This window comes from Ktedonobacter sp. SOSP1-85 (assembly GCF_016587415.1).
GTDB lineage: Bacteria > Chloroflexota > Ktedonobacteria > Ktedonobacterales > Ktedonobacteraceae > Ktedonobacter.
This window is the reverse complement of sequence record NZ_BNJI01000001.1, coordinates 5,514,555-5,537,419: the sequence shown is the minus strand read 5'-3', so window position 1 is coordinate 5,537,419 and position 22,865 is coordinate 5,514,555. Positions and strand designations below refer to the sequence as shown.

General features: G+C 53.1%; 13 protein-coding genes. 5 read left to right on the top strand and 8 right to left on the bottom strand.

All coding sequences use genetic code 11. The annotated features are described in order from the left end of the window. The first annotated feature begins 91 nt into the window (after positions 1-91). Positions 92-2,437 (top strand): NB-ARC domain-containing protein, encoded by a 2,346-nt coding sequence (locus KTE_RS23045; RefSeq protein WP_201385044.1) that lies wholly within the window; start codon positions 92-94, stop codon positions 2,435-2,437. Between the two features lie 822 nt (positions 2,438-3,259). Here KTE_RS23045 and KTE_RS23040 read toward each other — a convergent pair. Continuing rightward, a complete protein-coding gene (locus tag KTE_RS23040; RefSeq protein ID WP_201385042.1) occupies positions 3,260-4,741 on the bottom strand; it encodes an ATP-binding protein in 1,482 nt (493 codons plus the stop codon). A gap of 657 nt (positions 4,742-5,398) precedes the next feature. Between KTE_RS23040 and KTE_RS23035 the strand changes: the two genes are divergently transcribed. Next, complete coding sequence (locus KTE_RS23035) at positions 5,399-6,049, top strand: IS607 family transposase (protein ID WP_201385040.1); 651 nt, start codon at positions 5,399-5,401, stop codon at positions 6,047-6,049. Then, positions 6,009-7,172 (top strand): RNA-guided endonuclease TnpB family protein, encoded by a 1,164-nt coding sequence (locus KTE_RS23030; protein WP_201385038.1) that lies wholly within the window; start codon positions 6,009-6,011, stop codon positions 7,170-7,172. Before KTE_RS23035 ends, KTE_RS23030 begins: the two co-directional genes overlap by 41 nt. 89 nt (positions 7,173-7,261) lie before the next feature. Here KTE_RS23030 and KTE_RS23025 read toward each other — a convergent pair whose 3' ends face one another. From KTE_RS23025 to KTE_RS47680, 4 genes are all read right to left on the bottom strand, one after another. Then, positions 7,262-7,723, bottom strand: a complete 462-nt coding sequence (locus KTE_RS23025; protein WP_201385035.1) for a hypothetical protein — start codon at positions 7,721-7,723, stop codon at positions 7,262-7,264. A gap of 115 nt (positions 7,724-7,838) precedes the next feature. Beyond that, complete coding sequence (locus KTE_RS23020) at positions 7,839-8,459, bottom strand: recombinase family protein (RefSeq protein ID WP_201385033.1); 621 nt, start codon at positions 8,457-8,459, stop codon at positions 7,839-7,841. A gap of 200 nt (positions 8,460-8,659) precedes the next feature. After that, complete coding sequence (locus KTE_RS23015; protein WP_236600684.1) at positions 8,660-9,961, bottom strand: LuxR C-terminal-related transcriptional regulator; 1,302 nt, start codon at positions 9,959-9,961, stop codon at positions 8,660-8,662. Next, entirely contained in the window at positions 9,901-11,460 is a 1,560-nt protein-coding gene (locus tag KTE_RS47680; protein WP_236600534.1) for a hypothetical protein, read from the bottom strand. Before KTE_RS47680 ends, KTE_RS23015 begins: the two co-directional genes overlap by 61 nt. A gap of 409 nt (positions 11,461-11,869) precedes the next feature. Here KTE_RS47680 and KTE_RS23010 point away from each other — a divergent pair, with 409 nt between their 5' ends. Then, the gene (locus KTE_RS23010; protein WP_236600533.1) at positions 11,870-13,465 is read left to right on the top strand and encodes an ATP-binding protein; all 1,596 of its coding nucleotides are present in this window, start codon (positions 11,870-11,872) and stop codon (positions 13,463-13,465) included. Then, positions 13,458-13,886, top strand: a complete 429-nt coding sequence (locus tag KTE_RS23005) for a response regulator (RefSeq protein WP_201385026.1) — start codon at positions 13,458-13,460, stop codon at positions 13,884-13,886. Before KTE_RS23010 ends, KTE_RS23005 begins: the two co-directional genes overlap by 8 nt. A 173-nt stretch (positions 13,887-14,059) precedes the next feature. Here KTE_RS23005 and KTE_RS23000 read toward each other — a convergent pair whose 3' ends face one another. The 3 genes from KTE_RS23000 to KTE_RS49695 form a co-directional block, all read right to left on the bottom strand. Continuing rightward, entirely contained in the window at positions 14,060-17,107 is a 3,048-nt protein-coding gene (locus KTE_RS23000; RefSeq protein WP_201385024.1) for a Tn3 family transposase, read from the bottom strand. A 175-nt stretch (positions 17,108-17,282) separates the two neighbouring features. Then, complete coding sequence (gene rpoC, locus KTE_RS22995) at positions 17,283-20,558, bottom strand: DNA-directed RNA polymerase subunit beta' (protein WP_201385022.1); 3,276 nt, start codon at positions 20,556-20,558, stop codon at positions 17,283-17,285. Between the two features lie 714 nt (positions 20,559-21,272). Further along, the gene (locus KTE_RS49695; RefSeq protein ID WP_201385020.1) at positions 21,273-22,742 is read right to left on the bottom strand and encodes a trehalose-6-phosphate synthase; all 1,470 of its coding nucleotides are present in this window, start codon (positions 22,740-22,742) and stop codon (positions 21,273-21,275) included. Positions 22,743-22,865: the final 123 nt, after the last annotated feature.

Here is a 22,865-nt window from a genome sequence, read left to right as displayed (position 1 = left end):
CAAATTTAAATGTTTTAGCTATAATAACATTATTAGCTCCAAATGTATTTTTATCCGAGGCAGAGCCTCATTCCCTTACCAGGACATGCAAATGAACTTACACAAACTAAAAAAAATGGCAGTTGACGGCGATATGTCAACTGCAGCTCTTCGGTATCTACTCGAATGTAGAGGTGAATGCGAGCATTTAGATTATAAAGCCGAATTGCACTTAGATAACGATCATAACAAAGCGAACTTTGCTAAAGATATTGTTGCAATAAAAAACGTTGGTGGAGGTTATCTTGTAATAGGAGTCAAAGATAAAACATGGGAACCAATAGGGCTTAACAATACTTTTGAAGAAGATAGCAAACTACTTCGCGATATTATTAGAAAAACGACAGGTTTAGAACTTGCTGTTTATGTCGTTACACATAAGATTCCTATAAAGGACACTTTCAAAGAATTTGCTATGATATTAGTCCAAGGATCAGCTAAACATAGAAAATTACGCATTCCTTCAGCCTGCAAAAACAATTTCAAACCACAAGAGATTTGGGGAATAAGAGATGGAGACATTTATTTTCGTAAAGGAGATACGACAGCAAGGATTCATGCGGATGAATTAGAAGAACTCATTTTAGACTTAATAGAACAAGAGAACAAAGCTGAAATTGAAGAGCAACAGATTGAGCCATCTCCTTTTATGGTAGAAGAAGGGCTATATCGCATTCTACCTTCTGAATACGAAAATTTTATCGAAAGAAAAGAGCTACAACAAGAATTGCAAAAAGCTATAGAAGGTGATGATCGAATTTGGATTATCAATGTATACGGCCCAGGTGGAGTAGGAAAATCTGCCCTTGCTAGCTGGATAGCAAACCATTATTACGAAAATAGGCATGACAAAAAATTATTTCAGGCAATACTACACCTATCAGCAAAAGACACCAAACTCTCAGAAAAAGGAATTAAACAGTTAAGGCCTACTCTCTATTCGCTAGAGAACTTACTCGACAATATTTTACATCTTTTCGACTGTAGCGATCTTATCAATGAAAAATTAGAAGATCGAAAAGATCTAGCGCAAACACTTCTTACGGATTATAAAACACTTCTCATATTAGATAATATGGAAACAATATCAGATGGGCGAATTATGCATTTTGTGGGCTCCCTACCTACTTCGAACAAATCCAAAGTACTTTTAACAAGTCGCGTGAGAACTAGAGACTGGGAAAAACCTTTACAAGTAAAAGAACTAAGTTTACCAGAAATAAAAGAGTTCCTTCGTGTAAAATCACAAGAAAAAAGAATCAATATACCCAATACTGATAACATTACAAAATTGGTTTTCGAAGCTTCCGGTGGGCTGCCACTTGCTATAGAATGGATCTTAGGGCAGTATACTTTGAAAAAAGGGGATTTATCTAACGTACTAAGCCAAGTTCCAAGCCAAGATTCTCCTCTGCTTGAATTTAGTTTTAACACTTCATGGAAAGTACTATCTGAACAAGCACAAAAAGCACTAGCAGTACTTTCAATCTTCGACGAAGCGCCCACAATGCGCTTATGGTCTACAGCTCTCGATTGGTCAACTGAAACGGTCGAGCATGCAGCGGCGAAACTTATTGAAGCAACCCTCATCTCACAAAGAGCGGACGAAAAAACAGGACAGACTACTTATCACGCCTTACCTATCACAAAAGCTTTTGCACGCAATAAGCTGAGGACAATGGGAGATACTGAATTAACAGCAACAACCGCTTATAAACGACATATTCAACAAATGGAATTAATTGCAGCAGAAATGCAACCGTATAGTCATCTGTTTGAAAGCTTCGAAGTCAAACGAGACACAGAAAAACAAGCTATTATTCTTACTCGTAAAGCAGAATCACAAGCATCGGATTTTAACTATGACGAGGCAGAACAACTCTTTAAAGATGCATTGAACCATGATCCGCGTTCAGCTTATGTTCTTGTAAAATATGGAGTATTCAAAAATAGTCTTGGTCAAATAGCAGAAGCGATTGAATTGTTGAAGAAGGCGAGTCAATATGCGAACAAATCAACAGGCTTTTTTATTTATTACCAATTCAGTCAAATATATGACAAAATCAAGGACCGTCATCAGGTAGAACGTTGCCTAGAAAAAGCAATAGAATATAAAGAAGATCATCTTGTAGCTCGCCATCAACTAGGTGTTGTAAAAAGCAGATTAGGAAAATATGAAGAAGCGATCAGAATTTTCGATGATTTAATCAGTGAAGAATTAGCTAGAGATGGAGGGCCATCAAACACTTTAACCTACACTTACAAAACCAAAATTATTTCTTTAAAGAAATTCAAGAGGCTTGATGAAGCAGAGAGTGTTAGGGCAGAAGCAATTAGAGAGTTAAGTAAATGGCCTCATCTCTCATACAAAATTCCTGAAATAGAAAATGCAAATTGAATATTGCAGAAAAGAGCAAAAGCCATAAACTTTCAAAGTCTTATCTAACCTAGTCAGTATAGCATTTAGTACAGTCACACCAGCAAGCCTATATAATAAATTCATCAACCCTCATAAACAACAGACACTCACTTTAAAAACCAGGAGAACAGCGATTAACACTCACAAACAAACCTGACCCGCATCTTCCACTGGCACTTATAGAGCATTGATCACTGTAGCAACTGTAGCAACGACTGTAGCAACACGCACCAATTTAGACAAGAAATTGCCAACATCAGCAAACAAAGAACCGAGATTTTAAGCGCCAGGAGGACACCTACAAACGCCCACAAATAAGCTGAGCCGACTCCGACCATCGGCTCTTTTTAGCGCCTTTATTTTTGCACAATTCAAGAGTAAACCTTACGGATCAAAGTACAGCCAGTACAGCTTTTAGTACAGCCACACTCACCAATTTACACAAGAGACTACCAACACCTGCAAACAAGATACCAAGATTTTAAGCACTAGGAGGACAACCAAAAACGCCCACAAATAAACCGACTAGAATCTCTCCACCGGCATTACCCGTCTTCTGGAGTCTATCGAGGTCGTCCCCGAGCTCGCTTTCCCACCCCAAGATCCACTGGTTTCTGTGAAAATCGTCGTTTGTCTCCCGGTTCTCCTGTCAGGACACACCGCATAGACACCGTTTGAAAGCAGGCAAATGAAACCGCCCGCTACGGCTAGCAGACAAAAAGGAAGCCCACAACCGAGCAATATGTCGTGCTCGGTTGTGGGCTTCTCCGCAAAAGTGAGGGTAAACCTTACGCAGCGCCATCATGCCAACACATAGCGCCGCGCCGCTCGCTGACCGGTGCCTTTTAATCTCCCACGTTCTATTAATGTCTCTAAATCCCTGTGGGCAGTTCTATCCGAGACTCCCGTCAATTGTCTGTAGATACTATTCGTGATAAAACCATACTTCTGAACATACGCCACCGCTGTGGTCATCCGGCGCTCCCGTTGATCCGCCTGCTCCTGCGACAATATTTCGGGCCGAGTATCCCTCTCATCTCCCCAGAGCGTTTCCGAATACTGCGGGTGCGGTCGCGGAGACATCAAGGCGGGAGCCTTCTGAAATGTGACTATAAATTCACCCATCTCTCGAAACTGCGGCCCGGGTAGACCCAGGCGTTTCGTCTCGTCGAGCATAAACCTGATGCCGCTTCCAAGGCGCTCCATGTAACCGGGGATATCTTTGAGCAGATTCGCCAGAGTGGGATTGCGCAGCTTCGATTGCACTTCTCCCTGCTCCATCTGCTCAACCGTGATCCCCGGCAGCAGTAAGCCGGGGCTATGGATCTCTACCCGGTCAGGATAACAAAACACGCGCACGCTCTCGCCGCGCTTGCTGTAATCGCGATGCACCACGGCATTGATAACGGCCTCTCGCAGAGTCTCCAGAGAATACTCCAGTATATCAATGCGCTTAAAACCTTCAACCCTGGCTCCCACCGCAATATAGCGGCTCAGGAACAATTCCGCCCCATCGATCAAATCCTGGAGTGTTCCTGTAATAAATCTGCGGTCCGCGTACCTACTGGCGCCGACCGTCTCACGATACAACACACAGGCCACATCGCTTTGTATAATATGCTCTTGCGGGGCAGAGCCGAAGAACAACATCCCCGCATTGGTAGGAACCACTTTGCCATCATGTGTCCTGACCGCACACTCCATGCCGATCAGCACCCGTTCCAGATCCTTGAAGCGGCTGGCTTGACGATCGCTTGTGGACCGCTGCGCCAGATACGCCTTGACCTTCTCCAGGTCAAGGTCCTCCATTGTCGCGTTGCGGACCGGTTGGTGTTCCCAATCCACCAAGCCCCGGTCATTCGCCATTTCCAGCAATTCCGATAAACCCAGCGATACGGTATGGGTACCGCGCCTCATCCAATAAATCCCGTGAGCCTGATAGACTGGCCCGTGGCTTGGCTTTACCGTCGCCACAACGAGTTTTTTCCCCTCCACGGTATAAATTTCCGGCTCGGAAGGGTCTAGCACCAGTTCGGGCTTGATCATTTGCCGAACTGCCCTTAAAACCACATCCAACGTCTCTCCGATACGCTTATCTGGCACACCTACAATCTCGTGAGTGGAATCCTTGACGCCAATAATAACGACACCGCCCTGGGCATTCGCCATGCCACACAAGCGTTCAGCCATCTCCGTTGCTCTGGGAGCAGCCACCTTAAGTTCGACCGCATTGGTCTCTCCACCTTGAATAAGCGCCTTCAATTCCATCTCGTTCAGCTTCACCAGAACGCCCCTTTCCCTACTCGTCATGATCTAAAGCACGTTTATTGTAGCACACTTTCTGCCTTTTTAACTCGTGGTGGCGGATGGATGGCGGATGGATGGCGGATGGATGGCGGATGGATGGCGGATAAACGGCCACCCGATAGTTTCCTCTATTGGCTCATGAGCACAGTCGTACTCGCTGGCAACCACCTGGATGCCTCATCGGAAACTCGGGGAGAGCTCCCCTCACCTCACCAATTTTGACGGCAAATTGACGGCAAAGCCGCCGGACGCCAGCGTATTACGATGCGCGTCGGCGAACGATGATCCCCATCGCGCCCCACGGGAAGCGTCCTGGCGGACAGCGGCGAAAAAAGGCGAGGAGGCGCCCACGAATCGCTCCACCTGCAGCTCTTTTATAATGATGATGCTCTCATGCCGCTTCTAGACACTCCTGAGATCGTTTCTTTTTTTTGGCGAAATGCATCGTTGACAGCAAAACTGACAGCGAAATGCAAAGGCTTGCTATCTCGTTTCAATCAACGCTTGGTAAATGCCCCACGAAGTGGTTCTGGCTCACTCTTGATACCACTGGCGAACCTTGGAGCAAGTGAGCATACTGAAAGAGTGTTCAACAGTATGGAAAAAGATAGGATCATATGTTAAAATGCATATATGGAGCATACGTATTTACCCAAACAATTCGGGAAGTTGATTGGGAAATCGGTCAACACCTTGCAAAAATGGGATCGTAAGGGTATCCTGCCCGCATTCCGCAGCCCGACGAATCGCCGCTACTACACGCATGAGCAGTATTTGCAGTATCGCGGGCTGATTTCTAGCGAGCAGGGGCTGACCATTGCCTATGCGCGTGTCTCCTCTCCTGGTCAGAAGAAGGATCTCGCCATTCAGAAGGAAGCACTGCGAGCGTACTGTCAGCAGCAGCGTATCAACGTCGATCAGTGGGTGGAAGATATTGGCTCTGCGCTCAATTACAAACGCAAAGGGTTTAATCAGGTCATCGAACAAATCGAACTGGGTCTGGTCAAGCGGGTGGTGATCGGCTATCAGGATCGCTTTGTTCGCTTTGGCTACGACTGGTTTGAGCACTTTTGTGAACGCCATGGAACCCAGATCACCGTGATCAATGGCGAAACACTCTCTCCAGAAGAAGAATTGGTCCGAGATTTGCTCGCTATCGTGACCGTGTTCTCAGCGCGACTTCACGGCTTGCGTTCCCATAAAAACCTCATCAGAGCAGCGGCTTTGGGAAAGGATATCACGGATGATCAAGGCGCACAAGATCAGACTCCACCCTACGCCTGAGCAGGCCGTGTATTTTGCGAAAGCCGCAGGAACAGCGCGATTTGTCTGGAATTGGGCGTTAGCTGAGTGGAATCGGCAATATGAGGCAGGTAAGAAGCCCACCGCACTCAAGCTTAAGAAGCAGTTCAATGAGATCAGGCGGGAGCACTTTCCCTGGACCTGGGAAGTCACCAAAAATGCCTCAGATCAGCCGTTTCTGGATATAGCCAAGGCATTTACGGCCTTCTTTGAAGGGAAGGCGCGCCGCCCGCGTTTCAAAAGCAAGAAGCGAAGCAAACCGAGCTTTTACCTTGCCAACGACCAGTTCGAGGTAGGCGATCACCGGGTGTGGGTCCCCAAACTTGGATGGGTCAATATGGCAGAGAATCTGCGCTTTGTGGGCAAGGTGACAGGGGCACGCATGACCAGAACTGCCGACTGGTGGTTCGTCAGCATAACGGTAGAACTGCCTGATGAGCTGCCCAACAGTCGGCCCGCAGCCGTAGGCATCGATGTTGGACTCAACCGACTGGCCACGTTGAGTACTGGTGAGGGATACGAGAACCAAGCGTTCCTCAAAACAGCACTCAAGAAATTGCGCCAGGCCAATAAGCGGCTGCATCGCCGAAAACCAGGATCAAAAAACCGCGAAAAGGCGCGGCGTCAGGTGGCGCGCCTCCACTACCGTATAACCTGCATGCGGGATGATGTGCTCCACAAGATGACGACCAAGCTTGCGAACGGTTACGGGATCATTGGTATTGAAACCCTCAACCTCAAAGGCTTGCTCAAGAATCGACGTTTGGCTCGTTCGTTCTCGGATGCCTCACTCGGCAAACTGTTGACACTCTTGACGAGCAAGGTGCAGCAGCGTGGTGGACACGTCATCAAAGTCGGGCGCTTCTTTCCTTCGAGTAAAACCTGCCATTGTTGCGGGTGGAAGTGGGAAACGATGACGCTCGAAGATCGCATCTTTGTGTGCCAGAATCCATCATGTCCCTATGATCAGTTCCCGCAAGATCGCGATCACAATGCTGGCCAGAATATCCTGCGGGAAGCCCTCCACTTGATCGGGGTAATTGATCAAGTCGTCACCGATATTGGCTCAGGCGATGACGTAAACTTGGCTGCGGACGCGGGATAAGACCAAAAATGCATCAGATGCATTGAGGCACCTACGGATGAAACAGCAACAACGAAAGCTGTGGGAGCGCTATGCTTGCATACGTTTTCCTACATTAATCGGAGCAGTGTCTCAACCTTGCTGTGTTTGGCAGGCCGCCCACGCTTACGCGGTGCTGGTTGTACCGGACGAGGCAGAATACCCGTTCCCGCAGGTATCATTTTCCCCAGGATGACATTCTCTTTGATCCCCCTGAGCGTGTCTATACGGCCCCCTAGAAGGGCATCTGTAAGCACTCGTGTGGTTTGCTGGAACGAGGCTGCCGCTAGCCAGCTCTCTCCTGCAAGGGTCGCGGGGATAAGGCCCAGAACTATAGGGTGTGCTGTGGCTGGCGCTCTACCTCTAGCATGTATGAGTGTATTGGCATCATTGTATGCGAAACGATCAATAATATCTTCAGGGAGAAACGTCGTATCTCCAGAGGTCTCTACGCATACATAGCGCAGCATTTGACGAATAATAAGTTCAATGTGTTTATCGTGTATATAGGCACCAGTTGTACGATAGACCAACTGGGCCTGATAACATTTTTTCGTACACGTTTCCCCGCTAAGGCTGGCCTGGTCGAAAAGAAGCCTGAATCGTTCCCGCTAAACCAAAGAGTGGCCAGCCTTCAAGCAAATCTCGTTACGACTCTTGCCCACGAAGCTTGCGTTTGGTGATATAAGTGTTGAGCGCAAGGTGATTGTTGTACTCAAGAAGGGTAGCGATTTTGCGCGTCGAGAGTCCCAGTTTGAGGAGATCTTTGATGCGCTCCAGATCAGTGTCAAACTTGCTTTTCTGAAGAGTCCCCTTCGGTTTGCCAAGGGTTTTGCCCTGCTGTTTTTTGGCGGCCAGCGCTTCTTTCGTACGCAGGCTGATCAGATCGCGCTCCAACTCCGCGAAGAGCGAGAAGAGAGTGATCATGATTTTTGAGTTCATATCGTGCTGGGAAATATCCAGATTCTGCTTAAGGATAATGACCCGGATATTGCGTGCGACCAGTTCATTAACCAGGGCGATCACTTCCGCTGTGCTCCGGCCCAGCCGAGAAAGCTCTGTGACAATGAGGGTATCAGAGTCAGTCAGCATTTCCAGGACTTCTTCGATGCGCCGCTGCTTCCTGGTCTTGCGTGACGACATGGTGATTTCGACGAACTCGTCGATCTTCAGGTCTTTTTTTCTGGCCCATTCCAGGATTTCCAGTTTCTGATTATTCAGATCCTGTTTATCCGTCGAAGTTCTCAGATAGGCGATCGTCTGACTCATTTTTGGACTGTATCCTCTTAACCTCTTTTTCTCCGTAAGACCTATACAGATTGTATAGGTGATACAGAGTATAACACAGTCCATTCTGTATAGGTCATAACGTTCCTTATGACACATACAATTTGGATTGTCTTCTTCGAGAAAGCGCATTCCCTCTCCTTTTGAAGCGCATAGCTGCCAACGTTAAGTTGCAAAAAGGCTTACTCTCCTTGAGTAAGGAGCCCAAGATCTCGTGCTCGTGCCACCGCCTGCGTGCGATTGGTCGCTTCAAGTTTGCTGAGGATATTCGTGACATGATGCTTCACGGTGCCTACTTCGATCACCAAGGTTTCCGCAATCTTCTGGTTCGAGGCACCGCGTGCGAGCAGGCGTAACACGTCCTGTTCACGCGCGCTCAAGGGGTCCAGCAATGCTCGTGGGCTCGGGGATGGCTCTTGTTCCAAATGCGTTGGCTGGGGCACTGGCTGCTCGTTGAACGCACGCAAAAGTGTCTCCAGGTAGGGGAGATCTTCCGTCTGGCGCTCCTGTTTTCTGAGCTGGGAGAGCAATGCAGCCAGAGAGGGTCCCTCGTCCACAAAGTGACGGATGTAACCTTCTGGTGCGGCCAGATGCACGGCCTGTGAAAGCCGCGACAACGCGTCTCGCTGGAGCTTGAGCATCTGGTACGCCTGTGTCTGCAAGAGCCACATTTCCAGGACATAATACCACTGTTGCATGGCTGTTGCTCGTTTGACCAGGGGGCTGAGCAGGGTCAACGCCTGGTCTGGTTGGGATTCGGCCAGCAGCAGGCGAACATGGGCAATCTGCTGTCGTTCCCGCGCCAGCGGAGACACCAGCGGTTCTTGCTGCTCCAGATCGCTTACCCAGTATCGTGCTTGTTCCAGATCGCCACGTGCCAGCCAGAAACGCATCTGATCGACGCTGCTCCAGTGCGCCGCGCGATAGGGAGACGGCATCACCCTCCAGGCATATTCCATCTGCTGAAAGGCTTTGTGTGCCTCCGCCAAACGCCCTTGCGAGAGGGCAATCCGCATCAAGAGGGTGTAGCCGAGGGGTAAGAACGCCAGGGCTTCGGCCTGTTCGCCAAGCTCGATGGCCTGTTCGGCGAGGGATCGAGCTTCCTCTAACCGGTTCCATTCGTGCAAGAGCCAGGCCTGAGCCGCATAGGGCCAACACACCCAGACTGGCTGGTACCCCTCCGGGGTTTGAACCACGTGCATGGCCTGCTCGCAGAATTGCCACGCCTGGTGCAAATGGCCCATGCGTATCATTTCCTGTGTTGCCTCGTGCAAGTACATCCCTTCGAGTACTCGGTTCCCCTCCGCTTTGCTCCGGCCCCATTCCGTCTGTATGTGCTGCAGAGCAGGCTTGAAATGTCCGAGCGCGAGGTTTGCCTGAGCCTGGGACCAGGCTATTGTCCGTTGGTGCTCCTCAAGATGGGTCAGCGCCTCCTGGCAAAACGCTTGCGTTGCTCCCGCATCTCCATGATAGAAAGCGGCAATCGCGGCCTGGAATGCGGCAATTTCCCCAGAAGAGAAGGCGGTGCCTCTGGTTCCTGTGCATCTCGCGCGCTGCCTGGTTGTTTTTCCCGTCGTTGGGCTCGTGTCCAGGCGGATCTGGCATCGTGCACCCAGCTTTCGGTGACCCCTGGATCTGCGACCCAGAACAGGCTCCGAGCCTCGGCCAGGCATAAACGAGGCCGCTCACGCACGACTTCGCGGGGAAGTTGTTCAATCCAGGACGGGAGCAGGGCGTACTCGAGGAGGAAGAGACGCTGGCTGGGAATCTGTTCCATCAGCTGCGCAGCCCAGGGCCACGCCTGCGCCTGCAGCGCGTGTTGGATCGCTTCGCTGTGCATCTGCTGTGCCGCATACCACTGACTGGCCCGCAGGTGCAGCAGCGGCACCTCTGTGGGGGCGAGCTGCTCTAACTGCGTACGCAGAGCCGAGGCCCAGCGGGGATGATAGGCATACCACTGCCGCTCGGAGTCCAGAGGGCTCAGAAAGAGATTGGCCCGTTCCAAATCCTCCAGGGAGGGCTGGCTTTCCTGCTGCTCCAGGACGGCCTTGCACAGAGAGTTGCACAGGCGAGGAAGGATGGACGTGCGCAAGAGGAACGTCTGCACCTTCTCTTCCTGGCGGAGCAGCACCTCCTGCACCAGGTACTCGAAAAGAGCCGGCTGGTTTCCCTGGAGTTGTTGCAGCAGATCGGTGGAGTGCGCCTCCCTCTTCAAAGCGAGCGCTGCCAGTTGCATGCCCGCCCACCAGCCCTGCAAGCGTGTGTCCACTTCCTGTGTGTCCTGCTCGGAAAGCCGAAGATCCATCATGCCGCGCAGAAAGGCGGTCATCTCCTCGCTGGTCGCACGCAACTGCTCGGTGCGTAATTCCAGGACCTGTGCCCGCGCACGCAACCGGGCCAGGGAAAAAGGGGGGTCACTGCGTGTTGCCAGCACCACACAGAGGGTGGGCGGCAGGTGCTCAAGCAGGAAGGCAAGCTGGGCATGGATTGCAGGTTCCGTCATTTCCTCGTAATTGTCCAGGACCAGTACCAGGGGTTCGCTCAGCTTCGCCAAGCCATTGATCAGCACTGTGAGCATCGCTTGCCAGGAGGGGTGCGGCGTCTCGTGGAGTGCCGCAAAAGGAAGCAGCGAGAGTCCGGGCTGACCGTGTTCCAATGCGGTCAGCACATAGGTCCAAAACTGAATGGGCACGTTGTCGCTTGCGTCAAGCGAGACCCAGGAGACTTTCGGGTGCCCTGGAGCAAACGAGCGCACCCAGATGGTGAGCAGCGTGGTTTTGCCAAAGCCCGCAGCGGCGGAGACGAGTATGAGGCGCCGGCTGAGTCCGGCATTGAGCAGGGCCAGGAGATGAGGGCGAGCAATGAGCGTATGGGGAGAGACTGGGGGAAGAAGCTTGGTCGCAAGCAGCGAATCAGAAGACGAGCGTGGGGTGGGCTCGGGTTCGGGCCCGTTGTCGTGTGGTTTCTGATTCTCGTAATTCATGATCATTCTCCCTTTATTGAGGGTACCCTCTTTTGCCCTTTTCGAGGTAAGGAGGTCAACGCTTTGGAACCTGCGCAGGCCCCGCCTGTGCAGGAAAGAGATCCCTGCGCCCGCGCTCGCTGGGGCATCGCTCTTGTACCTGGTTGCACCCCTGCGCATTCGCCTTCGCCGACAAAGGAAGCCGAACTATGCACTGTGACTTTCAGGCAGGGTGCCAATTCTCACTTCTCGCCTTCCCATGTCACCTTCGATCCATGATTTTCCCCCTACTCTTTCAATATACTTCGAGAGTCAGAGGTCATCCACCAGAAGAAATGCTGGCGATACATGATGAATGACACCATTTGCCGAATCAAAGCAGGATAGATTCTTCAGCAGGGATGAGGTATGTAAAAGGGAGAAGAAGAGTATGGAACCTACTATTGAAAAAACAAATTATCAAGAAATAAAAGAGGACTATAGGGCATTGATTGACGCCCTTCCTCACTTTGTCCGGCTCATCCAACCTGATGGCACGCTCGTCTACGCAAATCAACGTTGGTGCGACTATCACGATCTGCTCGCCCGACATGTGAGAGAGCAGAAGGGGGGTCTGTTGCAGCAGCTTGTTGACTGCCCAACTGTCCAGGACAGGCAACGCACACAGCCCCACACAGATTTCTTCCCTGCTGAGCAAGAGGTCTGGCTCCAGAACATTCATCCTGAGGATCAAGAGCGTGTTCTGGCGCTACATCGCCAGGCAGTTACAGCAGGAGAACTCTATGAGCTTGAATATCGCTTTAGAGACGGACGCACGGGAGCCTATCGCTGGTGCTTATCACGGTGTGTGCCTCTGCGCAATAAAGCCGGGCAGATTGTCTTGTGGTTGAGCTCCTGTACCGATATCGATGACCAGAAACGGACGGAAGAGGCCTTGCGCCAGAGCCAGGAACGCGTGAACGCGCTGATGAACTCCAGTATCATTGGGATCTTTTGCGCCGAAGGCGATGAGATTGTGGATACCAATACCACGTTTCTCCACATGACCGGCTACAGCCGAGAAGATCTGCAGCAGCGGAATGTCCCCTGGGCAACCATGACGCCTGCGCTCGCTTCCTCTTTTTCTCAACAGGTTCACCAGGAAGTGGTCGTTCAGCAATGTACGACTCCCTTTGAAACGGAGTTGGTATGTAAAGATGGCAATCACCTGCCCGTCTTAATGGGAGGCGTCGCCTTCCATGACCAGGTGCTGCAAGGGATTGGTTTTGTCCTGGATAATTCCGCTCGCCGGGAGTTGGAACAGCGCAAAGATGCCTTTTTGGGCATGGCCAGCCATGAACTGAAGACGCCCCTCGCCTCCTTGAAGCTGCAAACCCAGCTCTTGCGCAAGAAACTTGAGAAACAAGACCTTCCCAATGTGGAGGTGGTGTGTGCTCGCATGGACACCCAGCTCAATGCCATCACCCGTCTGGTTGATGAGTTACTCGACCTCTCACACATCCAGGCCGGGAAGCTGGAATATGCGCACGAGAGGGTCGATCTGGATGAGATGCTGAAGGAAGTCGTGGACGTTATTCAGCACATGCACACGACCCATACCATCGGGCTCCAGCATGCCACCTCCCCCGCTTTCGTGGTCGGAGATCGAGATCGGCTCACACAGGTGTTTCTGAATTTACTCAGCAATGCCATCAAATATGCTCCAGATGCCCCGCTGATCGACGTGACGCTTAACACCGAGGCCTCGGCAATCACAATCAGTGTACGCGATCAGGGGATTGGCATCCCACGAGAACTGCAAAGAAGAATCTTTGAACGCTTCTACCGGGCAGTCCCCCCTCAGCAGCGTGCCTTTCCGGGGCTGGGGATGGGTTTGTATATCGTCGCGGAGATTGTCAAGCATCACGGAGGAACGATTCGGGTCGAAAGCGAGAGGGGAAAAGGATCCACCTTTCACGTCACGCTCCCCCTTGCCGCCGTGCGGGAAGAGAGTCTCAGAAACACGAAGGAGGAAAGGAATGTGTAGAAGCCAGCAGGCAGGTCGTGAACAGACTCGCAGCAAACGTATTCTCATTGTCGAAGATGATCCCACCCTAGGCGATCTCCTGCTGGAGGTACTCCAGGGGGAAGAAACCTATGAGGCGTGCCATGTCCTCAGTGGAGAGATGGCGCAACGTATCCTGCAAACGGATGCCCCCGCGTTAGTGCTCCTGGATTATCATCTCCCTGGGATGAACGGTCTGGAACTGGCGGACTGGCTGAGGAGCCGAGAAGGGCGTGGGCACATCCCTGTCATCTTGATGAGTGCAGATATATCACCTGAGGCCTGCGGCAAAAAGCATCTCAGAACGCTGCGAAAACCTTTTGAACTGGAAACGCTGCTCCAATCGGTCGCTGAATTGCTGGCCTCAGGGGCACAGGGTGATCCTGGCAGTACAGTGGGGTAAATCTGCACAGGTTTTGTAGGAAGCGGAGCTGTTTGCCTCACGGCGTACATATGTTGTTCCCTTCAAACAGAAGGAACATATCACAGAATATCCGTGTTGTTTTGCGAAAACGGTCGTTAAGACGTTCCACCTCTCTGTGATCCTGATCTCCACAGAGAGGTGAAACGATCGCCTTAGCTGGCAGCTTCCTGGGGAGTTTCCTCCCCATCTTTTTGCTCTTTCAAATGCAGTGGGCGAAGATTCTCCAATGAGCGCCCCGGTTGCGGCGCGAACTGATACTTGCCAATCAGATTGATGTGCTCCCAGCCCAGCGGAGCGATATGCGCGACCGTTGTTTCTGAGATCTCTTCGCCTTGCCGACGCAGCGTTGCGAACGCTTCAGTCAAGTAGATGGTGTTCCAGGCGGCAATGGCGGCGATCAGCAGGTGTAAACAACTGGCACGGTGGATCTGATCTTCCAGGGCACGATCACGCAGCTCGCCCAGACGGCCAAAGAAGAGTTGGCGAGCAAGAGAGTGGAGCGCTTCTCCTTTATTGAGTCCAATGAGAATCCGACGACGGAGCGCAGCGTCGCGAAAATACTCCAGCAAAAAGGAGGTCCGTTCCAGCTTGCCAAATTCGGTCAGCGCCCTGGCCACTTGATTTTGACGGGGATACGCTGCCAGTTTTCGCATCAGCAACGAGGCTGACACGGTGCCGTGACGAATCGAAGAAGCGACACGTTGCATTTCCTCCCATTGCTCAGCGATGAGCTTCTTGTTGACCTGCTCGAACACCAGGCTCTCAAGTGGTGCTGATGCTCCTACCGCATCAAGCAGATACAGTTTCCTGGAGAGCGCGTCACTGATACGCGGAGCAAAGCGAAAACCCAGTAACGTCGCGAGGGCAAACACCTGCTCCGTGCTGCCTCCTGTATCAGTGTAATGCTCGCGAATGTGCAGGTCGCTTTCGTGATTGCATAAAGCGTCTATTACGTAAAGCGCTTCTTCGTTTGTCCCAATCACCTGCGGCTTGCCAAATGGCATCCAAATATCTGCTGCATGGACATAGATGTTCGTCCCTCGTCCCACGCCAAAATATTTGGCATTGTACTCGGCGTTCGCTGCTTTCACCCCCACCGACATGCGCATGCCATCCGACGAGGAGGTTGTACCATCTCCCCAGGCGTGCGAGAGTGGAGCAGAAAGGACAAAGTTATCCAAGCAGGCCAGCGCTGCGAGGAGCGTCTCCTCCCGAATATGCCAATCTACCGACCAGGACAGTTGACGATAGGTATAGGGGCAAGATTGTTCCATTTTCGTGAGTCCCAGGTTCATCCCCATGCCCATGAGGGCGGCCACAAGGACGAGCTTCTCATCGCCAACCGGGGCATCACCACTGGTCAGGTGGGTGAAAGGCCGCAGAAATCCCGTCCAATTATCCAGCTCTAACAACAGATCAGGCAGAGTGATCTGAGGAAGCATGGCGTAGACCCGCGGTCTCAGGCGTTCCACTGAAGCTGGAATCTCCTTTTCCAATGCAGGCAGATATAGTTTCCCCTTGTCATCCAGACTCAGGCTCCCTTCGACTTTGCCAATACTCTCCTGAAGTGCTTCCAACTTCTTGGTAATCTCTTGTTGCTTGGCCACCAGGTAGGTATCCGCATCTTCAGTCACGGCCAGCTTGGTCTGCTTCTTTTCTGCAAGCTGCTCAAAGTGTGGTGCTGGTAAGAGATACCCTTCAAAGGGCCGATAACGTCGGCTTCCGCTTACGGCGATATCTCCTGAGCGTACTCGCCCTTTGAGGGCTTCAAAGGCCGCTGCCTCATAATAGTTGGGAGCGATCTCGGAACCGATGAAGGCGTGCTTGCGCCAGCGCTCTGTCAGGTGTCCCAGAGGCGCTGTCATCGTCACCTTTCCTACCTTCTGCTCGCGACCCGTCACACGCTTGCGGCGCTCTGCTAACTGCGAGACATACTCCAGAGCTTGGAGTGCGGGTTCACTCTTGCGCACCGGCTGGAAGTCCAATGCCCGATAGAGAGCAAGCAGACTCTGCCGCATCGGAGTGTAGCGGGACTCAATGAGGTCCAGCGAATCCAAATTCTCTGGTCGAAGCAAGCGCTTTGCGGAATCAACCGTGGCCTGGAGCTGCGTTTCCGAAACCTTTGCAAGCACCGCTGTTACCGGATCGTCCCCTTCTGTCCTGGCAACGAGAAAAGCCTCCGTCGCTTTCGTCAACACGGCAAGATGGCTATTCAGCGTGCGTGCATTGAGGCGAAAATGCTTCTCCTGGCGGCGTTCCCCTTTCCTCATCAACTCTCCGAGCAACCGATCGAATTGATCCAGTGCCTGATCGGTCAAATCCTGTGATAGCTCAAAAAGATGAGCCATTAACAGGGCATGCCGTCGTTCTGCTTTAAATTTCAGCAGCGGTTGTGGCTGATACTTGGTACATTTCCGTGCTAATTGCAACACTCTATTCTGATGGAGCGTTTGCGGGAGCGCCGGGAGGTCGAGTTTACGGAGAAACTGAAGGCGTTCCACAATCTGTTTGACGCTTTTCGCGGAAGTCACGCCAGGAGGCTCACGCAGCCAGATTAAACGCGCCGTTCCTCGCCGTCCAGCATCTGCATGTAACAATCCATCAAGTTTACTGCGATGTTCCAGCGTAAGGGCAGCGGTGAGCACGCGGAATAAACGCTTCTCCGCAGCTTTGAGTACCATCCAAACGAGCCGCTCAAGGTGCGTCAAAACAGGAGCAAGAATGCCTTCGGTACGGAGCAGTTCTAGCGCGTGCTCAATGAGCGGAAGAGGGCGGTCGCTTTCCATCGCCTGGGGAAGCAGCTCGCGGGCGAGCCACAGATATTCTCGCCATCCGCACTCACGAAGCTTGTATGTGCGCCGGATCTCGTCCAGGTGCTCATACAAGGTGTTGTCACGCTTTCCATAGAGAGCAAGCGCTGAGGCTGGTACCTGCACTTGATCCGCTATTGCCAGAAGGACGCGGGCGGGCATGCCATCAAGCTCCTTCCAGGGCCGTCCTGGGAAACGCAAAACAGCGAGCTGAACAGCGAACCCAAGGCGGTTATGATGACGCCTCCGCTGGTTAATCAGGTCGAGATCCCTCTGCGAGAAGGTATAGTAGCGAGCAATCTCACGATCGGACAGATCAGCCGGAATCTGCATCAGCGCGTGGCGCTGTTCTGGAGTCAAATACGTTGGTGTTCTTGAGGTAAAAGGCACGACATCCTCCACAAATACAAAATACCTCTGCTTTTCTTAGCATTGCCTGTGGAGCATGTCAATCAAATCGTCTTTCATGGGAAGAGAAGGCTACTCTTTTGGCTTAGCGGGAACGATTCGGCCTCTTTTTCGTCCAAGCAAGCCTTAGCGGGGAAACGTGTACGAAAAAATGTTATCAGGCCAACTGAGCCTCTTGTAAGAGATAGCGTGCCAGCGCCATTCTCCCCTGGTAGTGAAGGATTTTCTGCAAGTTACGAGCCCCGGTAGTGAGAGGATCTCCAGCATGGACGCGCTGACCAGTATGCACGAGAACATGCTGTCCTGCTAGAACGGTATAGCTCCGTTGGGCCTCTCCTTGCTCTATCAGCTCATGATGATCCGAAATGATCCGAACGACCTGTCTATCTGTACGCTCTTCCTTCGTTATGGTGACAACTCCCGTAATCTCGCTCACAAGTGCGGGATCTTTTGGTGGGCGTGCCTCAAAGAGTTCTTTGACGCGCGGAATTCCCTGGGTAATATCTTCCTGACCACTCGCTATGCCACCACTATGAAAGGTGCGCATTGTTAACTGCGTGCCAGGCTCGCCGATAGATTGGGCTGCGATAATTCCCACCGCGACTCCCTTTTGCACTAATACGCGCTTTGAGAGGTCCCAGCCATAACACTTGCGACAGACACCATAACGCGTCTGGCAGGTCAGGACTGAGCGCACCTTCACCTGTGTTACGCCCGCTTTCAAGAGGCGTGCGACCGCGCCTTCGTCTAATTCAGCGCCCTCGACAAGCCCTGCCCATGGCACATCCTCTCCCAGGATACGACCAAGTAAACGATTTGAGCTATCTGGAAGCCCCAGGGCCTTACTCTCCTCATCAGAGACAACCATGCTCTCTCGCGTCCCGCAATCTTCTTCCGTCACCACGACGTCTTGGGCCGCATTCACCAGTTGGATTGTCAGGTAACCTGATTGCGCGGTATTGAGCGAGCGATCCATCATACTCTTACGTGCCCCGTGGCTACTGAGAAAATATTCAGCGACTGTCAGGCCTTCGAGAAAATTGCCACGTACAGGGGTTGCAATAATCGCCCCCGATGGGCTTGCCATGAGACCGCGCATCCCCGAAAGCTGACGAATTTGCTGTAACCTGGCTTTGGTGGCTCCAGAATTGGTAATGGTTGCTATCGAGCCATAGGGATTGAGTACGCTCTGGACATGCTGGGCGATCGCCTCAGTCGCGACTTGCCAGAGCGCGATGGAGCGCTGGTATAACTCGTCATGTGTCATCAACCCCTGTTGCCATGCCTCATGAAGTGCGGAGACTTTTTCATCGGTCTGTGTCAGAATCGCTTTCTTCTGTGATGGCACGATGACGTCCGTCATCGAGAATGAGATGCTCGCCCTGGTCGCGTGCTGAAAACCAAGGCGTTTGATGGCATCCGCCATCGTGGCAGCTCTCTCTTGCCCACAGATTTTGATACAGTCCCAGACCAGTTGGCGCAAAGAGTCCTTCTTCATGACATAGTTGCGAAAGCGCAATGCTTTGGGCAACACCTGGTTAAAGAGTAAACGACCCACGGTTGTACGGAGACGCGTTCCCCGTGAGAGGATAGTCGGAGCGGCAGGAGGCGGCAGCTCATAGATGGTTTCAATCATGGTTCGCACATCAATAGATGCCTGGAGGTCAATAATGCCATGCATATAGGCCTGTATCGCATCCTGCTCGTCGGCGAATATGCGCCCCTCCCCCTTCTTCTGCGGGCGCTCCTGGGTCAAATAGTAGCACCCGAGCACCTGTTCCTGCGTTATAGCAATGGATGGCTCGCCAGAGGCTGGCGAGAGGAGATTATGGGTAGAGAGCATATGCTCACGCGCCTCCGCCTGGGCTTCCGAAGAAAGCGGGAGATGCACCGCCATCTGATCACCATCAAAGTCAGCATTGAACGCTGAACACACCTGGGGATGTAGAAGAATAGCATCGCCCTCTACCAGTACGGGCTCAAATGCCTGAATACTGAGTCGATGCAAGGTGGGCGCGCGATTGAGCAAGACAACTTTCCCACGCATAACCTCGTCGAGGACATCCCATACTGCTGAATGATGATGCTCAATGGCGCGTTTTGCCTGTCTATGCGTCTCAGCGATCCCATATGACATGAGCCTCTGGATGAGAAACGGTTTGAAGAGTTCTAGCGCGATTTTTGAAGGAAGACCACACTGATGCATCTTTAGGTCAAGGCCAACGTTAATGACAGAGCGACCGGAGTAATCGACGCGCTTGCCAAGTAGATTGTGGCGGAAACGCCCTCCCTTCCCGCTGAGTGTATCTGAGAGGCTACGCAATGGCCGTTTATGTGGTCCGGTAATTGGGTGGTGACTATGCCCATTATCAAAGAGCGCATCGCACGCAAGCTGTAATGATCGTTTCTCGTGATTGAGAGCCAGAGCAGGTGCTTCCACCTCTAAGAGGTGCTTGAGGCGATTGTTGCTTTGAATAACCCGACAATAGAGTTCATTGACATCCGTTGCGGCAAAGTGTCCTCTCTCCATCCTGAGCACAGGTCGTAGACCAGGAGGCAGCACAGGGAGGGCAGTCATAATCATCCATTCAGGCTTGACGTTGGACGCGCGCAAGGATTCGACAAGCTTCAGGCGCTTAATGACACGGCTACGGAGCGCTTCTTTCTTCTGTGTGATTTCGCTGCGGAGCTCCTGAGAGAGCGCGTCAAGATCGAGTCGCGCCAGTAATATTTGTAGCGCCTCTGCACCGGTGCCTGTCTGAAAGGCGTTGCTTGCCTCCAGACGCAAAATCTGGTGTTGCTCAACTGACAACAGGCACCCCTCGTGTAGACGTGTCAGCGCGTGAAGCTTTGCTCGTAATTGCCGCATCTCGGGTTCATGCGAAGGAGATATGAGAGTGGGTGCTGGCAGTGACGAAGTATGTGTGCCCTGCTCCCTTGCTTTTGATAGAGATTGCATGTTCGCCATTTCGGCCTTGATATGTACTATTGCCTGTGCGCGCGCCTCTTCATTCACCTCAACGATAATAGAGCGGTTAGAGTAGAGGACATCATTGAGTTCACGTTGAGTTAGGTCAAGTAAGAGTCCGAGACGGCCGGGTGCCCCCTGTACAAACCAGGGATGAGCGATAGGAGTCGCCAATTCTATGTGCCCCATCCGCGTGCGACGAATGTCCGCTGGCGCTAGCGGCACACCACACTGATCACACTTCGCTCCTGGCTTGCGCGGTTTCTTTGTATGTTTTCCGCAAGTACAGGTGAAGCTCTTGATGGGGCCAAAGATACGCTCGCAGAAGAGACCATCACGTTCAGGCTTGAGAGTACGATAGTTGAGTGTCTCAGCTTGTCGGACCTCACCAGAACTCCAGGAACGGATCATATTAGGGCTGGCAAGGCTGATACGTAGCCCCCGCACGGAATGGAGAGAAACCAAACTGTCCTCTTTCTAGCCAACGATTTATGGTATAGAGCGGCAAAACAAGTGCTTATTTAGATATGGCGCACTTATCTATGGAGAATAGACACTATCTTTAATCTACCATTGTGGAGTCGTCTAGACCAGGAGGAAACAGGGACAGAATAACCATGCCCATTGATGGTGAGAGCATATTATGCTGGTTGGTATGCCATAAAGGCTTAATCCGAGAACGAAAAACGATTATTTATGTAAAAGCAGCAAAAAAATCGTGCCTGGTGCCGGAACCCCTACGGAAGGGGCCCTGGCACCAGACACGAATGTGGCGGACGCATGCATTGCGGAAGTGAACCGAGAGGCTCAGCCTACTTCAGGATCAGGCCCGCATGCAGCAAGGCGTGGTCAGAGGTCGACTTCGGGGTCGATGGCGGATAATGGGTAAAGCCTTTGAGGTTGTGCTTGCAGAACTAGGTGTCGAAATCACCACTTTCTGATAGAGACAAGGGCAAGCACCCGAGCGAGCACCCTGGGGTGCTCGCTCGGGAACGCCTGTATGGTTGGAAGCCACCAGGCATAAACAGCCTCCTGGCTGCTCCCTTCGAGAGTGTCAGGCTCGCAGAAACTTGCCCAACTCTGTTAGAAGGCAGCCATATCCCGGCCCCACCCGAACATTGATCGTGTCTGGGTGGGGCCGGTTCATGAGGTGGAGGGCCCGGCCTTGTGAGCCGGGTCCTACCGGGTAACGCTGAGGCGCCGCTTGAGCCACGCCGCCAGGTTGTGCCTTTGGATGGTGTTCCGCAGACGCTTCTGGCGGTTCGCGCGCTCCCGCTGGGGCATCTCACTCCCCTGCTGGAGCAGGCGCGCCAGTTGCTCCACTTCGTCGTCGAGGCTACGCCCCGGCTCGAAGCGCAGCGCGCTGTCGGCAAGCAGCTCGTACGCCCCGGTGCCCGTGCTCAGGATGAGCACGCCATCCCGCTGGTTGACCCACGGGCCTTCGACGGCCGTGAGGGCGAAGCCGTCCCGCTCGGACGGGACAGCCAGGACGGTGTAGCGGGCGTAGAGCCCGAAGTGCAGGTACGGGTCGGAGGCATAGTACGCCTCCACCACGTCGCGGCCCCCGGCCTGCGCACGGTAGCGCTGGTTGATCTCCTTCACCAGTCGCTTCAGCAGCTCATTGTGCTGCTTGTAGACCGGCACGTCCAGCCTGCTCTCCGTGAGGTGGAGCAGGAGAACGCTCGCACTGACCCTCTCCGGGTTGTTCCGGAGGTAGAGGTCGAACGCACGCAGGAGGACATCCAGCTTCTTCGTCGGGTCGGTCCGTCCGATCCCGGCGAAGACGTGCGGCCGTCCGTCGATCTTGCGCTCGATCTGCGCGATGGCGTCCGAGCCGCCCGGGCTCGCCAGGCGGCTCGTCATCTCGCGGGTGTCGATGCCGATGGGGTTGGCGATCAGCGTGACGGTGTGGTTCGAGAACCACACCGTGTTGCCGCTGACCCGCGCCTCACTGGGCAGCCACTGCTTGACGCAGTCCGCGAAGTTGCGGGCATCGCGCTGGGAGTGGAAGCCGAGCGTGTCGGCCCCCAGCATCCCGCGCGCGATATCGGCGCGAGCGGCGGCCGGAAGCACGTTCCAGTGCGAGGGACCCGCCCACGTCGTGTGGATGTGCATCTGCAGGGACACATCCTGGTCGCGGCCGTGCTCTTCGAGCAGACGGCGCGCGAGCCCGGGCGTGAGCACCATCTGGTAGTCCTCGAAGAAGATGCCAAACTTCGTGCCCCTGCTGGTGCTCAGGACCTGCTCCAGTGCGGCCTGGACCATGGCCTGGCTCCCCTCCGTGAAGAGGTTCCAGGTCCGGTCCCACGAGCCCCCCAGCTCGCTCAGCATAGGCCGGGCGAGCGCCTCCTGGTAGAGCGCGCAGTGCACCAGGATTCCGTTGGAGATCCTGGTGTAGAGCGCCGCGCGCTGCTCGGGCGAGAGCTTGCCCAGCACGACTCGGATCTGGCCGAGGGAGGTGGAATTCCCCCTGGCGGCCATCCCGAACTCGGCGGGGGTCGCCGGGGCCTGAACCCAGGTGAAACCGCCCATGACGGAACCGAGCCCGCTCAGGGCGGTCACAACACCCCCTGCCGAGAGGGTGGCGTCGCCGCTCTGGTTGAACTTGGCCGGTCCCGCGTTGGAGACCACGATGATGCGCGAAGGCATCTGAATCACACTCCTAGAGGGTAGGAGAAGGGGCCACCCTGTGGTGCAGGTGGCCCCTTTGAGGATGGGGGTTGAGGTTGTGCTTGAGGGGAGATGAGCATCAGGGTGATCTGATGCGAGGCA